Below are 14,054 nucleotides of genomic sequence, written 5' to 3'. Positions count from 1 at the left end.
CTGCGTTAGGCAACCGTAATCTGGTACCAAGTACTAGACGTAACAGAATCAATCTAATGAATCGGAGGAAACCCGTGGCCCTTCCAAAGTTGACTGATGAGCAGCGCAAGGAAGCTCTCGCAAAGGCCGCTGAGGCCCGTAAGGCTCGCGCTGAGCTCAAGGCTGCGCTCAAGCGCGGCGAGACCGACCTGAAGGACGTGCTCGAAAAGGCTGAGACCGATGAGATCATCGGCAAGACCAAGGTTTCTGCACTCCTCGAGGCTCTGCCGAAGGTTGGCAAGGTCAAGGCTAAGGAAATCATGGAGGACCTGGAGATCGCTCAGACCCGTCGTCTGCGCGGCTTGGGTGAGCGTCAGCGTCGTGCTCTCCTCGAGCGTTTCGGTTACGGCGAATAGTTACAACCATGGCTGACGCAACTGCACGCGGTCGCCTCGTCGTTCTGGCGGGGCCATCCGCAGTGGGAAAATCCACCGTGGTTTCGCGTCTGCGCAGTGACGTCGAGGGGCTGTACTTTAGCGTGTCGATGACTACGCGCCAGCCCCGTCCCGGGGAGCAGGATGGTGTCGACTACTTCTTCGTCACCCCAGAAGCCTTCCAGCAGCGAATCGACGCCGGGGAAATGCTCGAATGGGCTGATATTCACGGTGGATTGCAGCGCTCTGGAACCCCTGCTCAGCCGGTAGAGGAAGCTTTGGCCGCAGGACGCCCAGTGCTCGTTGAGGTTGATCTTGCGGGCGCTAGGAGTGTTAAGAAAGCACTGCCGGAGGCAGACTTGGTCTTTTTGGCACCCCCATCATGGGACGTGCTTGTGGAGCGGCTCACCGGCCGCGGTACCGAGCCGCAAGACGTCATTGACCGTAGGTTGCAAACTGCGCATGAGGAACTAGCCGCACAGGATGAGTTCGACCACGTCGTTGTTAACGAGGATTTGGACCAGGCAGTGGCTGCCATCAGTGATATCCTGCAGGCATAGACCTCCTTTTTGACCATCTTCAATCAATGTAAAGGTGCATGTGACTAACGTGACCACCCCTTCTAACACTGAAGCCGCAAAGGCGGAGCCAGTATTTGATGATCCGATCGGCATTACTGATCCCCCGATCGATGAGCTTTTGGACAAGGTTTCCTCTAAGTACGCTTTGGTCATCTTCGCTGCTAAGCGCGCCCGCCAGATCAATAGCTACTACCAAGAGCAGGATGAAGGTGTCTTCGAATTCGTAGGCCCACTGGTTACTCCAGAGCCAGGCGAAAAGCCTTTGTCCATCGCATTGCGCGAAATTGACGCTGGCTTGCTGGACCACGAGGAAGGCAAGTAGCTAGCGCACAAGCGTGCAATAGCTTGTAGGCTCCACGCGTCGCCACGGACGTGTATCCCCGGCTAGGGGTGCACCTTCCCGGGGCGGCGAGTGGGGCCTTTCTTTGTGCCGCCAGGTACCATCGTGCGGTGTGATTGAAAAAGATAGCTCTCGCAATATTGTTGTAGGCGTTGCTGGCGGCATCGCCGCCTACAAAGCGTGCCACCTTGTGCGCAATCTCAAGGAGGCGGGCGATGATGTGCGCGTTGTCCCTACGGAAAGCGCACTAAACTTTGTTGGCGCTGCAACGTTTGAAGCCCTGTCCGGCCACCCGGTTTCCACCAGCGTTTTTGAGGCTGTGGATGAGGTGCAGCACGTTAACATCGGGCAGCGGGCGGATGCTGTGGTAATTGCGCCCGCAACTGCGGATCTAATCGCGCGACTGGCCGCCGGTCGGGCTGATGATCTACTTACGGCGACCGTGTTGGTGGCGACGTGCCCGGTCATCATTGCTCCGGCCATGCATACAGAGATGTGGCACAATCCCGCCACGCAAGACAACGTCGCTACTTTGCGGCGGCGCGGTATTACGGTTATTGAGCCCGCCCATGGCCGTTTGACCGGCAAGGACTCAGGTCCTGGTCGCCTTCCGGAGCCGGAGCAGATTGCTGAGGTAGTGCGCACCGAATTGGCTGGTTACCGGGTTGAACATACCTGGCAAGACAAAAGGGTAGTCATATCAGCGGGAGGCACCCAGGAAGAACTGGACCCAGTGCGGTACTTGGGTAATCGATCTTCTGGTAGGCAGGGATTCGCGCTCGCGGAATGGGCCGCCCAGAAGGGGGCTCAGGTCACCCTTGTGGCTGGGAATACTGCGCAGCTGCCTGTCCCCAGCGGTACGAAGGTGCGCCACATTGTTTCCACCCGGGAACTGGAGGAAGCGATGCACGAAGAGGCCCGTGATGCGGACGTGATCATTATGGCTGCCGCAGTTTCTGATTTCCGCCCCGCGGAGGCAGCTGAGTCAAAGATGAAGAAGGGGCAAGCAGACGACGCACTCTCGGCCCTACATTTGGTAGAAAACCCGGATGTCCTCAAAGGGCTTGTGGCCGCACGAGAGCGCTCGGAGATTCCGGCGGAGTGTGTGATTGTGGGGTTTGCCGCCGAAACGGGTGACGCCCACAAGTCTGCCTTGGAATATGCCCAAGAAAAGTTTGTTCGCAAAGGCTGCGATGTGCTTATGGCCAATGAGGTCGGTAGGGCCAAGACCTTTGGCCAAAAGTCGAATGAGGGATGGATTTTGCGGCCAGATTCCGCGCCGCAACGGGTGGAACATGGCTCGAAACAAGTAGTCGCCGCACAGATTTTGGCGGCTGTGAATGAAATGTTTCGGGTGTAGACAGCTAAAATTGCATTTATAGACCGCTTGGTCTAGGATTGCGAGGTATTAGGCTTGGGCGTAGAAAACCCACAGCATCGAATCAACAGTGAGAACGAAGGAAGTTTTTGTGACTGATAACGCTGCAGTGGCAACTCGTCTTTTTACCAGCGAGTCCGTTACGGAAGGCCATCCCGATAAGATTTGTGACGCCATCTCGGACGCCATCCTCGATGCCCTGCTGGAAAAGGATCCCGTATCCCGCGTCGCCGTTGAGACGTTGGTTACCACCGGTCAGGTTCACGTGGTGGGAGAGGTACGCACCGAGGCATATGTAGAAATCCCGGCGCTCGTGCGCGATACCCTAAAGTCCATTGGCTTTACCTCCTCTGAGGTGGGATTTGATGGCAATACCTGCGGTGTCAATATTGCCATCGGTGAGCAGTCCCAGGAGATCGGCGCCGGCGTAGATAACTCCACCGAAGCCCGCGCCCATGACGAGGACTATGACGAGGAAAATGACACCGCTGGTGCAGGTGATCAGGGCTTGATGTTCGGCTATGCCTCCAATGAGACCGCCGAGTATATGCCCCTGCCTATCGCCTTGGCACACCGGCTTTCTCGCCGCCTGACGCAGGTGCGCAAGGAGGGCATCGTGGATCACCTGCGTCCGGATGGCAAGACCCAGGTGACCTTCGCCTATACCGATGACAATGAGCCTTCCCACCTAGATACCGTGGTGATTTCTACTCAGCACGATACTGAGGTTGATAGCGCTTGGCTGGAGGGCCCATTGCGCAGCGAGGTCCTTGAATGGGTCATTAAGGACGCGGGCTTGGAGAAGTACTACACCGAAGACACGACGTTGTTGGTCAACCCTTCAGGGTCTTTCATTCTCGGTGGACCCATGGGTGATGCCGGTCTTACCGGCCGGAAGATCATCGTCGATACCTACGGTGGTATGGCTCGTCACGGCGGTGGCGCCTTCTCCGGTAAGGACCCCAGCAAGGTAGACCGCTCCGCTGCTTATGCAATGCGCTGGGTGGCTAAGAATATCGTCGCCGCTGGTTTGGCGGATCGCGCCGAAGTTCAGGTTGCCTACGCAATTGGTCGTGCTAAGCCGGTGGGCTTGTACGTGGAGACGTTCGGCACTGCTAAGGAAGGCCTGAGCGATGCGAATATTCAGGTTGCGGTAAATCAGGTATTCGACCTGCGTCCAGCCGCGATTATCCGCGAACTCGACCTGCTACGGCCCATTTATGCCCAGACTGCGGCTTATGGTCACTTTGGCCGTACCGATGTTGAGCTGCCATGGGAACAGTTGAACCGAGTAGAAGCACTGCGCGCGGCCGCCGGTCTGTAGAATCGGGGCTTATGCCTAAGAAAACACCCGCCACCCGGAAACCGGTTGTGCGGGTGTTGCCTCTTTTAGGGGTCGCGCACCTTGACCGGGGTTTTGATTACCTTGTAGAAGAGGCAGATTCGGAGGACGTTCAGCCGGGCATTAAGGTCCGCATCCGCTTTAATGGACGCTTGGTTGATGCGATAGTGCTAGAGCGGCTGCATGATTCTGAATTTGGCGGTAACCTGCGCTTTATCGAGCGCATCATCTCACCGTTCCAGGTGTATCCGCCGCAGCTTGCCCGGCTTATCGACGCCCTAGCGGACCGCTATGGCGGAGTGCGCTCAGATATTATCCGCTCTGCTATTCCACCTAGGCACGCCAAGGCGGAGGAATCCGATTTGGAAACCCCGTGGGAGGAGCTCGGTACCACGAGCGAGCCTGACCTTTCGGGGTGGTCTGCTTATGAGCATGGTGAGGCTTTCGTTGATTCAATCCTGTCTGGCAAGCTCGCCCGTGCCGCATGGCAAATCGCCCCGGGCGATGATTGGGCGCATGCCTTAGCTGCGCTCGCGGCCAAGGTGGCGTTAGACGGAGGCGGGGTGCTCTTAGTTGCCCCGGACCAGAAGAGCGTTGATGCGGTAGAAGCCGCCCTTCGCCAGGTATTAGGGGCGAAGCAGATTACAGTGCTGACTAATAGTATGGGCCCGCAGGCCCGCTACCGCCGCTACCTATCAGCCCTGGTAGGCCAGGCGCGCGTCGTAATTGGTACTAGGTCCGCCGCCTTCGCCCCAGTAAAACATCTACAGCTGGCGGTTATCCTCGATGATGGCAACGATAATTTGGTAGATAACCTCAAACCTTATGTCCATGCCAGGGAAGTGCTAACCACCCGTTCTGCTTTTGAAGGTTGCAGCATGGTCTTGGCAAACCATTCGCGGACTGCGGAAACGCAGCTCCTCGTGGAGTCAGGCTGGGCGCACGATGTGGTCGCCAAAGAACAAACGATCGGGGCGCGTTGCCCAGCCATTGAGGCGGTAGGCCCATTCGGTCTATCGATTGCTCGCGATTTAGAAGGCGGCACCACTTCAGTTCAGGCACAGGCCTTCCAAGCCGCCCATCAGGCGCTGGATAGGGGAGAGCCGGTATTGGTGCAAGTACCGCGCAAGGGATACGCACCAATTTTGGCCTGCGGCCGATGCCGCGCGCCGGCGCGCTGCCGGCACTGCAACGGGCCATTGGGGCTGCCGCCGACGGGGGCGTCGCCAAGCAAGGGCGGCGCGGAGGAGACAGGAATGCCCACCTGCCGCTGGTGCGGTCGCATCGAGGCGCGCCATCGCTGCAGTGAATGCGGATCCCCGCGCCTGCGCGCCATCGTTTTAGGCTCAGAGCGCACCGCGGAGGAATTGGGCCGTGCCTTTCCTAATACCCGGGTAGTGGTCTCTGGCGGAAATAAGATCCTCGAGGCAGTGGATAATGCGCCGGCCCTTGTCATCGCCACCCCTGGCGCCGAACCGAATGTACGAGATGGCGCCTACGGTGCGGCGCTGCTCTTGGACGCTGGTGCATTGCTCAACCGCCAAGATCTGCGTGCTACTGAAGACACGTTATCGAAGTGGGCGCAGGCGGCCACGCTAGTGCAGCCGCATTTCAAGGGCGGCCGGGTAATTGTGGCTGCCGATGAGTCTCTTAGCGTGGTTCAGCATTTCTTGCGCTGGGATATGGTTGGCGCGGCCGCAGCCGAGCTTGCTGCCCGACGAGAAGTAAGATTCCCACCTGCGGTGCACTTTGCCGCCATTGATGGTGCGGATGCGTCCCTGGATGGCTTTGCTGAGCTTGTGGATCTTCCTGAGCATGCGGAGGTTTTGGGCCCAGTTCCTCTTCCCCCGGGCCATAGCCTGCCCGGCGACTACGATAGCCAGCGCTTTGGTCCCGCGCAGCGGCTGGTGATCCGCACCCCACTGGGGCCTCGTTCCCAATTAGGGCGCGCCTTGCGCAGTGCAAACGCGGCGCGTAGCGCGCGCAAGGATGACTTGCCACTGCGTATCGTGGTTGATCCTATCCACGTGGGTTAGCCGTATCGGGTGGCTAGGGCTTATGCGCTAGTCTCGACGGGGAAACCCTCCATTGTCAGTCCGGCTTTATTTCGGCGCATCAGAAAGGTGTGATTGCCATGTCTCTTCGCGGAATCCGTATCTACGGCGACCCTGTCTTGGGCAGTCGCGCAGAAGAAGTAAGCACGTTCGATCGCGGACTGCGCATTTTGGCCAACGGTATGCTCGAGACCATGGACGAAGCTGGGGGAGTAGGGCTGGCGGCCAATCAAGTGGGCATACTCAAACGGATTTTTGTCTATGACTGCTCGCATACCCAATCTGGCTTGCGTGGCGCGATTGTTAATCCCGTCTGGACGCCGTTGGGCGCGCAGCAGCAAATAGGCCCGGAAGGATGTCTTTCTATTCCCGGCATTAGCGCGCAAACCACCCGCTTCAACCGCGTCTTTGTCAGCGGTCAGGATATAGAGGGCCGCCCCTTATCCATGGTGGCTGCGGGGCTGATGGCTCGGTGCATCCAGCATGAAACAGACCATCTCGATGGAGTGCTTTTCCTGCAGCGCCTCGATGCCGTGGACCGAAAAGACGTTATGCGCGCCATCCGTGAATCCGAGTGGTTTAACGCCTCATAGCCCGCTTACTGTGGCGGCAGCGCTACGGCGTTGTAGCCTAGTAGTTTGAACGAGATTAATAGGAGAGTTTCCCCGCATGCGGATTATTTTTGCCGGTACCCCTGAGCCCGCTGTTGTGGCCTTGGAAAAGCTAATTGCCTCCTCGCATGAGGTGGTGGCGGTAATTACCCGCCCAGATGCTAGGAAGGGCCGCGGCCGTAGCCTTCACCCCAGCCCGGTGAAAGCAGTAGCCCAAGAACATGGCATCGAAGTGCTAACTCCTAGCAGCTTGCGTCCAGACACGGAGGACGGGCAGGCCCTGCGTGCCCGCCTGCGGGAGCTCGAACCCGAGGCAATTCCGGTGGTGGCTTATGGCAATCTGGTCACCAAGGACCTGCTGGAGCTGCCGCAGCATGGTTGGGTGAACCTGCATTTTTCCCTGCTCCCGGCATGGCGTGGCGCGGCACCGGTACAAGCTGCCATAGCTGCCGGTGATGAGATTACCGGCGCATCTACGTTCCGCATTGAAGAAGGCCTAGATACCGGTCCGGTGCTGGGCACCGTGACGGAGGAAATCCGCACCACCGATACTGCCGATGACCTGCTCACTCGCCTTGCCTATTCCGGCGGCGATCTGCTCGTCGCCACCATGGATGGCCTAGCGGCGGGTCAGTTGGAGGCACAACCGCAGCAGGGCGAGGCCACCTATGCCCCGAAAATCTCTACCGCACAAGCTCGCGTGGAGTGGTCCCAGCCTGCCTTTGCCATCGACCGGCATATTCGTGCGCACACCCCAGGTCCTGGCGCATGGACCATGTGGGACGAGGCCCGGGTAAAAGTGGGACCAGTAAGCCCCGTGGAGGCAGCAGCCGCGGTACCGGAGCACTTAGAGCCTGGGCAGCTCTACATTGCAAAGAACGCCGTTTTTGTTGGTACCGCAACGCAGCCGGTCCAGCTGGGTAAAATCCAGCCACCAGGCAAGAAAATGATGAATGCGGCCGACTGGGCCCGCGGACTAGGCAAGGATGCCGAGGTGAAGTTCCAATGAGTGGTGGTTTCCGTTCCCGTAGTAAATCTGGTGATAAGTCGCCGGAAGGCAAGCCGCAGGACCCCCGGAAATCCGGTGGAGCGAAAGGCCGTGGTGGCCGCCCGCACCAGCAGCAACATGGTGGACGTAACGGCCACCGCAGAGGTCGACAGGCTCATGCTTCTGGTCAGCGTTCCGGCAAGCGCCAGGAAGGCAGTCTGATTCAGGCTGCACTGACCGCTGGTGTGGACGCGCCGCGTGCGGTGGCTTTCGACGTCGTGCGTCGGGTGAGCGATGACGATGCCTTTGCCAACCTCATCTTGCCCACAGCACTGCGTAAGCAAAAGCTCACCGGGCGAGACGCCGCCTTTGCCACCGAGATCACCTACGGCACCCTCCGCACCCTCGGCGTAGTAGATGCCGTCATCGCAGAATGCTCCTCGCGCAGCCTCGAAGCCATTTCTCCAGCTGTGGTTGATGCCTTGCGCTTGGGCGCGTATCAGGTTCTCTATACCCGCGTGGAGGCCCATGCGGCGGTTGATACCACCGTGCGCTTGGTGGAAGCCAGCGGTGAGGTCAAGGCCAAGGGTTTTGCCAATGGCATTATGCGCACCATTACCCGCACGTCGGCCAAGGCGTGGCTGGACAAGCTTGCCCCGGAGGGAGAAATCGCCGGCATTGCCTTCAAACATGCCCATCCCACCTGGATCGCGGAATCGTTTAGTCGTGTGCTGGGGCTGGGCGAGCTAGAGGCCGCCCTGGCTGCGGACTCCGATAGGCCTGCGGTGCATCTGGTGGCCCGTCCCGGGGAAATCTCGGCCGAAGAATTAGCACTTGTGACCGGCAATGAGGAAGGGCGCTTTTCCCCCTACGCCGTGTATATGGAGTCCGGCGATCCCGGCCAATTGGAGCCGGTACGTCAGGGTTTGGCTGCAGTCCAAGATGAAGGCTCGCAGCTTATCGCCCGCGCGGTATGTGAAGCGCCGGTGGAGGGCGAAGACACTGGTCGGTGGCTGGATCTCTGCGCCGGTCCCGGCGGTAAAGCGGCCTTAATGGGTGCGCTTGCCCGCATCGACTCCGCGCACGTGGACGCGGTGGAGGTATCCCCGCACCGTGCGGCTCTGATTGAAAAAACGGTAAGTGATTTACCTGTGGACGTTCATGTGGCAGATGGACGCAATCCGGGCGTGGGTCAGGGGTTTGACCGAGTGCTTGTCGATGCCCCGTGTTCCGGACTCGGCGCACTCCGTCGCCGCCCCGAGGCGCGGTGGCGCAAGTCTGAGTCCGACATTGCCGAGCTTACTCAGCTGCAATTTGAGCTTTTATCCTCGGCCTTAAACCTGGTGCGCCCAGGCGGTGTGGTCATTTATTCCACGTGTTCGCCAGACTTGCGCGAGACTCGTGGCATCGTCGACCGCGCCGTACGCGAGCTCGGTGCCACAGAGCTAGACGCACATGGGCTCATTCCTGATATGGGCGATGTGGGGCACGAAAAATCCGTGCAAATGTGGCCACATCGGCACGGTACCGATGCTATGTTCTTTGCGGCTCTGCGCCGCGCTGCTGACTAATCGCGATAGACTAGTGGGCATGTCCGCACCGATTATTTCCCCTTCCATCTTGGCCGCTGATTTTTCTCGCTTGGGCGAGGAATTAGCGGCGATTGAAACCGCAGACTGGGTCCATGTGGACATTATGGACGGGCACTTCGTGCCCAACCTGTCCTTCGGCCCGGATATCACGGCAACGGTCCATCGGCTTACCAATAAACCATTGGATGTCCACCTCATGATCGAGGAACCCGAGCAATGGGTGGAGACCTATGCCAAGGCGGGTGCGCATACCATTATCTTCCACGTGGAGGCTGTCGCCGATGAGCAGGCGGCGGTGGATGTGGCGCAGAGCATTCGAGAACTAGGGGTGCGTGCTGCCTTTTCCATTAAGCCGGGTACGGCTATCGAACCGTGGCTGGATAAATTGCATCACTTTGATGAGGTGCTCGTGATGTCCGTGGAGCCTGGTTTTGGCGGGCAGAAATTCATGCCAGAGATGCTGGAAAAGGTCCGGGTGCTGCGCCAAAGCATTGATGAGCAGGGGCTCGACACCGTCATCGAGATTGATGGCGGAATTTCGCCAGACACCATCGCCCAAGCCGCCGCGGCTGGGTGCGATGCTTTTGTAGCTGGCTCGGCCGTATTCAAGGCAGAAGATCCCGCCGGGATCGTACATCAGCTGCGTGAATTGGCGGCTGGTGCCTAGTGGGCGCGGAGCTAGAGGAGAGTACCCTTTCCGCAGCGCTGTCTCGGGCAATGGCCGCGGGAGCTGAGGTGCGTGGAACCACGAGCCCCAACCCGCCAGTGGGCGCGGTCATCGTGTCCACTGCCGGTGACATCGTGGGCGTCGGTGCTACGCAGCCCGTGGGAGGCGCGCATGCCGAGGTCATGGCGTTGCGCGAGGCTGGCGATAGGGCGCGAGGAGCCACCGCCGTGGTCACCTTGGAGCCGTGTGCGCATACCGGTCGCACGGGTCCGTGCGCACAGGCGTTTATCGATGCCGGCGTGGCTCGCGTGTACTACCTTCATGCAGACCCCACTCCGCAGGCCGCCGGTGGAGCGCGCGTGTTGGCGGAGGCTGGGGTGGACGTCGCCAAGCTGGAAAAGCCCCCGCACGCCGATGATGCGCTCGTGCCTTGGCTCTTTGCCATGAAAGCACGCAGGCCGCACGTAACCTTAAAGTTCGCCCAGACGCTGGATGGCTTTACTGCCGCAGCGGATGGGTCAAGCCAGTGGATTACGGGCGAAGCGGCGCGCGATTGGGTGCATGCAGATAGGGCTCACCGCGACGCCATCATCGTCGGCACCGGCACTGCGCTTGCTGATAACCCGTCACTTACCGCGCGGTTTAGCGACGGCAGTTTGCGGGAACACCAGCCGCGCCGCGTGATTATTGGCAAGCGTGATTTGGAATCGGCCGGTGATGCGGCCAGCAACCTGCGCGAGTTGGGGTACGAGCACTACGACAGCATCGAGGAAGCGTTATACGAGCTCTACGCCAGCGGGGCACGCGACGTCCTTGTAGAAGGCGGCGCCGGACTCGCCAGTAGCTTCCTCAAGGCCGACTTGGTCGATGCTATCTCTGCCTATATTGCGCCCCTGTTGCTGGGGGAAGGCCGTGGCGTGCTCGCCCATCCCATGTCCCAGACTCTGGCGGGGGCCACCCGATTCCAGCGCGTGGGAATGAAGGCGCTGGGTGATGACGTTCTAATTGAATACGTGCGCTAGACGCGCGGATTAGCAGATAACGAGAAAGGCTGGATGTGTTTACTGGGCTAGTACAAGAGTTGGGCACCGTAGCCGGTATGGAACCGCACGCGGACGCCTTGCGCTTGAGCATTCGCGCCCCGCGCACCGTCGCGGAGGCTGCACTGGGGGATTCCATTGCTATCAACGGCGTATGCCTCACCGTGGCGGATTTATCTGGAGATATATTTTGCGCAGATGTGATGCAGGAGTCCCTCGACCGGACAGCTCTGGGCCGCCTAGCTGAGGGCGATTCGGTCAATGTGGAACCGGCATTGCTGCCTACCACCCGGCTAGGCGGTCACATCATGCAAGGACACGTGGATGGCACCGCGACGCTGCAGAGCCGGACTACCTCCGAGAACTGGGATATCCTCCGGTTTAGCTTGCCCGCCGAGCTTGCCCGGTACGTCGTAGAAAAAGGCTCAATTGCCGTTAGTGGCACCTCGCTGACTATTAGCGGCGTGGGGCCGGACTGGTTCGAGGTATCCCTTATCCCCACCACTTTGCGGGATACCATTCACGGTGCATTGCCAGTGGGAGGAGAAGTCAACCTCGAGGTGGATGTGCTGGCCAAGTACGTAGAAAAGATGCTTCACCCCGAAGCGCTAACCCCTGAGGGCAAGGACTAGACTGCTACCTTATGAGCGCGAGTGATAATTGTATCCGTCTTGATTCCATTGAGCAGGCCATAGCGGATATCGCCGCTGGTAAGCCGGTAGTTGTTATCGATGACGAGGATCGCGAAAATGAAGGCGACCTGATTTTCGCCGCTGAGCTAGCCACCCCGGAACTGGTGGCCTTTATGGTGCGCTACTCTTCTGGATATATCTGCGCACCATTGTTGCCAGAAGATTGTAACCGCCTGAATCTACCGCCGATGTTGGCGGTCAACGAGGATGTGCGCGGCACCGCCTATACGGTGACGGTGGACGCAGCTACGGGTAGTACCGGTATTTCTGCGACCTCGCGGGCAGAAACTATTCGCCGGCTAGCAAACCCTGATACCACGCCGGGAGAATTCACCCGCCCGGGTCACGTGGTGCCGTTGTGCGCGCGCCCTGGTGGTGTTCTAGAGCGTGATGGCCATACGGAGGCTTCCATTGACCTTGCCCGATTGGCGGGCCTGCGACCGGCCGGTGTGCTGTGTGAGATCGTGTCTGAGGATGACCCCACGGACATGGCACGGTCGCCAGAGCTGCGCCGCTTCGCAGATAAGCACGGCCTGTCTATGATCTCTATTGCACAGCTCATCGAGTGGCGCCGCCATAATGAGAACCAGGTCATTCGCCAGGTAAGCACCCAGCTTCCCACCGAGTATGGTCATTTCACCGCCATTGGCTACCGTCATGAAATAGATGGACAGGAGCATGTCGCGCTGGTGGCAGGCGATCCCGCCCAGCTGCGCGGCGCGCGTGAGGTCATGGTGCGAGTCCATTCGGAATGCCTAACCGGTGATGCCTTTGGCTCGCGGCGCTGCGATTGCGGTCCGCAACTGCATGAATCCATGCGCCTTATCAGTCAGGAAGGCAGCGGCGTGGTTATCTACTTGCGCGGTCAGGAAGGCCGTGGCATTGGTCTGTTGCATAAGTTGGAGGCATACCGGCTGCAGGATGCTGGCATGGACACCGTCGATGCCAACCTAGAACAAGGCCTGCCCGAAGACGCACGCGAGTATTCCGTAGCCGGCCAGATCCTGCGTGATCTTGGAATAGAGTCCGCGAACCTACTGACTAATAACCCACATAAGGGCGAAGGCCTGAGCGGTTTTGGTGTGGATGCAAGTCATCACACCCCGCTAGCAACCCCGGCGCATGCGGATAATATTGAATATCTGCGTACGAAGCGCGACCGCATGGGCCACGATCTTCCGCAGGTTGCCCAGTGGGATGAGGCGCATAAGTAAATCTTTAGTAGCTCTGTGGAGATCACGCGAAAGGAAAGAAATGAGTAAAGAAGGCCTACCCGAAATTGCCCAGGTAGATGGCAGTGGACTGCGCGTTGCCGTGGTGACTGCGACATGGAACGCGGAGATCTGCGATCAGCTCCACGCCCAGGCGGTTCAGACCGCTACGGAAAATGGCGCCGAGGTTGCCGAGTACCGCGTAGTTGGCGCCTTGGAACTTGGCGTTGTTGTCCAGGCGGCCGCCCGCACATACGATGCAGTGGTGGCATTGGGCTGCGTTATCCGTGGGGGAACGCCGCATTTTGACTACGTCTGTGACTCGGTTACCCAGGCGCTTACCCGCATCGCGCTCGATGAATCCACCCCGGTAGCGAACGGCGTCCTTACCGTCAATGACCAGCAGCAGGCAATTGATCGCGCCGGCTTTGCGGACTCAGCAGAAAACAAGGGCGCCGAGGCAATGATGGCGGCTTTAGATACCGCCCTGCAGTTGCGTAGACTAAACGCAGCAGAAAAGTAACCTTTAGCAATGCGTCAGCGCCCCACGCTAGACCACCATGGTGGACTATGGGGCGTTCCAGAGGAGTATGCACATGAACGAGGCGCAGGCCCCAAAGAATCCGCAGCGAAGCCGGCAGCTTAGCGACGCCGAAGTATTGGCCTATACCAGTGCCGATCCCTTTGCCCAAACAACGTCTAAGCCGTGGGAGTTTAAGGCGACCTCGCCCTTTTTGCGTAAGGTGGCAATCGGCTGGGTGATCCTCGTTATGGCTATCCATATCTTCATGGGAATCACCTTGGATGTGTCTTTTACCGGCGCGCATGTCACCACCATTGACAAATTCGCCTTTCCCGGCGTGGGCCTCCTTATTTCCATTTTGTCTTGGGTTGCCCTTAACCGGCCGCGCCTGCGCGCCAATGAGGATGGGGTAGAGGTCCGCAATATTGTGGGTACCCGCTTTTATCCCTGGCAGGTGGTCTATGGGCTGTCCTTCCCCGTGGGCCAACGTATGGCGCGTCTTGAGCTTCCCGAGTTCGAGTTCGTTCCCGTCTGGGCTTTGCAGTCTGGTGATAAAGACACCGTCATCGACAACGTCCGCCGCTTCCGCGACGTGGAAGCTAAGTACATGCCACAGGATTAA

At 59.2% G+C, this 14,054-nt stretch carries 15 protein-coding genes; all 15 read left to right on the top strand.

Features of this window, described 5'->3' with window-relative positions; genetic code table 11:
• Window positions 1–74: 74 nt before the first annotated feature.
• Window positions 75–395, top strand: a complete 321-nt coding sequence (gene mihF / locus WMQ00_RS03660) for an integration host factor, actinobacterial type (RefSeq protein WP_005328460.1) — start codon at window positions 75–77, stop codon at window positions 393–395.
• 8 nt (window positions 396–403) lie between these two features.
• Window positions 404–973 carry a guanylate kinase gene (gene gmk / locus WMQ00_RS03655; protein ID WP_023021478.1) on the top strand — a complete coding sequence of 190 codons (570 nt, stop codon included), beginning with the start codon at window positions 404–406 and terminating at the stop codon, window positions 971–973.
• A gap of 40 nt (window positions 974–1,013) precedes the next feature.
• Window positions 1,014–1,316 (top strand): DNA-directed RNA polymerase subunit omega, encoded by a 303-nt coding sequence (rpoZ, locus tag WMQ00_RS03650; RefSeq protein WP_005324891.1) that lies wholly within the window; start codon window positions 1,014–1,016, stop codon window positions 1,314–1,316.
• 130 nt (window positions 1,317–1,446) lie between these two features.
• A complete protein-coding gene (gene coaBC / locus WMQ00_RS03645) occupies window positions 1,447–2,694 on the top strand; it encodes a bifunctional phosphopantothenoylcysteine decarboxylase/phosphopantothenate--cysteine ligase CoaBC (RefSeq protein ID WP_200287469.1) in 1,248 nt (415 codons plus the stop codon).
• Window positions 2,695–2,803: 109 nt separating this feature from the next.
• Window positions 2,804–4,036, top strand: a complete 1,233-nt coding sequence (metK, locus tag WMQ00_RS03640) for a methionine adenosyltransferase (protein WP_340440673.1) — start codon at window positions 2,804–2,806, stop codon at window positions 4,034–4,036.
• Window positions 4,037–4,047: 11 nt separating this feature from the next.
• Entirely contained in the window at window positions 4,048–6,090 is a 2,043-nt protein-coding gene (locus WMQ00_RS03635) for a primosomal protein N' (RefSeq protein ID WP_200287471.1), read from the top strand.
• Window positions 6,091–6,188: 98 nt separating this feature from the next.
• Window positions 6,189–6,701 (top strand): peptide deformylase, encoded by a 513-nt coding sequence (gene def / locus WMQ00_RS03630; RefSeq protein WP_023021482.1) that lies wholly within the window; start codon window positions 6,189–6,191, stop codon window positions 6,699–6,701.
• A gap of 76 nt (window positions 6,702–6,777) precedes the next feature.
• The gene (gene fmt, locus WMQ00_RS03625; protein WP_023021483.1) at window positions 6,778–7,728 is read left to right on the top strand and encodes a methionyl-tRNA formyltransferase; all 951 of its coding nucleotides are present in this window, start codon (window positions 6,778–6,780) and stop codon (window positions 7,726–7,728) included.
• Window positions 7,725–9,278 (top strand): RsmB/NOP family class I SAM-dependent RNA methyltransferase, encoded by a 1,554-nt coding sequence (locus tag WMQ00_RS03620; RefSeq protein WP_023021484.1) that lies wholly within the window; start codon window positions 7,725–7,727, stop codon window positions 9,276–9,278. Before fmt ends, WMQ00_RS03620 begins: the two co-directional genes overlap by 4 nt.
• Window positions 9,279–9,297: 19 nt before the next feature.
• Complete coding sequence (gene rpe / locus WMQ00_RS03615; RefSeq protein ID WP_034655367.1) at window positions 9,298–9,966, top strand: ribulose-phosphate 3-epimerase; 669 nt, start codon at window positions 9,298–9,300, stop codon at window positions 9,964–9,966.
• Window positions 9,966–10,988: a bifunctional diaminohydroxyphosphoribosylaminopyrimidine deaminase/5-amino-6-(5-phosphoribosylamino)uracil reductase RibD gene (gene ribD, locus WMQ00_RS03610; protein ID WP_023021486.1), complete on the top strand. Its 1,023-nt coding sequence runs from the start codon at window positions 9,966–9,968 to the stop codon at window positions 10,986–10,988. Before rpe ends, ribD begins: the two co-directional genes overlap by 1 nt.
• A 35-nt stretch (window positions 10,989–11,023) precedes the next feature.
• Window positions 11,024–11,638, top strand: a complete 615-nt coding sequence (locus WMQ00_RS03605) for a riboflavin synthase (protein WP_200287473.1) — start codon at window positions 11,024–11,026, stop codon at window positions 11,636–11,638.
• A gap of 11 nt (window positions 11,639–11,649) precedes the next feature.
• Complete coding sequence (locus tag WMQ00_RS03600) at window positions 11,650–12,912, top strand: bifunctional 3,4-dihydroxy-2-butanone-4-phosphate synthase/GTP cyclohydrolase II (protein WP_340440672.1); 1,263 nt, start codon at window positions 11,650–11,652, stop codon at window positions 12,910–12,912.
• 40 nt (window positions 12,913–12,952) lie between these two features.
• Window positions 12,953–13,432: a 6,7-dimethyl-8-ribityllumazine synthase gene (ribH, locus tag WMQ00_RS03595; RefSeq protein ID WP_200287477.1), complete on the top strand. Its 480-nt coding sequence runs from the start codon at window positions 12,953–12,955 to the stop codon at window positions 13,430–13,432.
• 73 nt (window positions 13,433–13,505) lie between these two features.
• A complete protein-coding gene (locus tag WMQ00_RS03590) occupies window positions 13,506–14,054 on the top strand; it encodes a PH domain-containing protein (RefSeq protein WP_023021490.1) in 549 nt (182 codons plus the stop codon).

It is taken from the genome of Corynebacterium sp. KPL2825 (assembly GCF_037908445.1).
In the GTDB taxonomy this organism is placed as follows: domain Bacteria; phylum Actinomycetota; class Actinomycetes; order Mycobacteriales; family Mycobacteriaceae; genus Corynebacterium; species Corynebacterium kefirresidentii.
The sequence above is the reverse complement of the archived record's forward strand: the minus strand, read 5'-3'. Positions and strand labels throughout refer to the sequence as shown.

Bases quoted from the DNA above. Each gene is read 5' to 3' on its own strand.
- WMQ00_RS03620 (WP_023021484.1), top strand. From the start codon at position 7,725: ATGAGTGGTGGTTTCCGTTCCCGTAGTAAATCTGGTGATAAGTCGCCG.
- ribH (WP_200287477.1), top strand. From the start codon at position 12,953: ATGAGTAAAGAAGGCCTACCCGAAATTGCCCAGGTAGATGGCAGTGGA.
- WMQ00_RS03590 (WP_023021490.1), top strand. From the start codon at position 13,506: ATGAACGAGGCGCAGGCCCCAAAGAATCCGCAGCGAAGCCGGCAGCTT.
- rpe (WP_034655367.1), top strand. From the start codon at position 9,298: ATGTCCGCACCGATTATTTCCCCTTCCATCTTGGCCGCTGATTTTTCT.
- WMQ00_RS03635 (WP_200287471.1), top strand. From the start codon at position 4,048: ATGCCTAAGAAAACACCCGCCACCCGGAAACCGGTTGTGCGGGTGTTG.
- gmk (WP_023021478.1), top strand. From the start codon at position 404: ATGGCTGACGCAACTGCACGCGGTCGCCTCGTCGTTCTGGCGGGGCCA.
- fmt (WP_023021483.1), top strand. From the start codon at position 6,778: ATGCGGATTATTTTTGCCGGTACCCCTGAGCCCGCTGTTGTGGCCTTG.
- WMQ00_RS03600 (WP_340440672.1), top strand. From the start codon at position 11,650: ATGAGCGCGAGTGATAATTGTATCCGTCTTGATTCCATTGAGCAGGCC.
- def (WP_023021482.1), top strand. From the start codon at position 6,189: ATGTCTCTTCGCGGAATCCGTATCTACGGCGACCCTGTCTTGGGCAGT.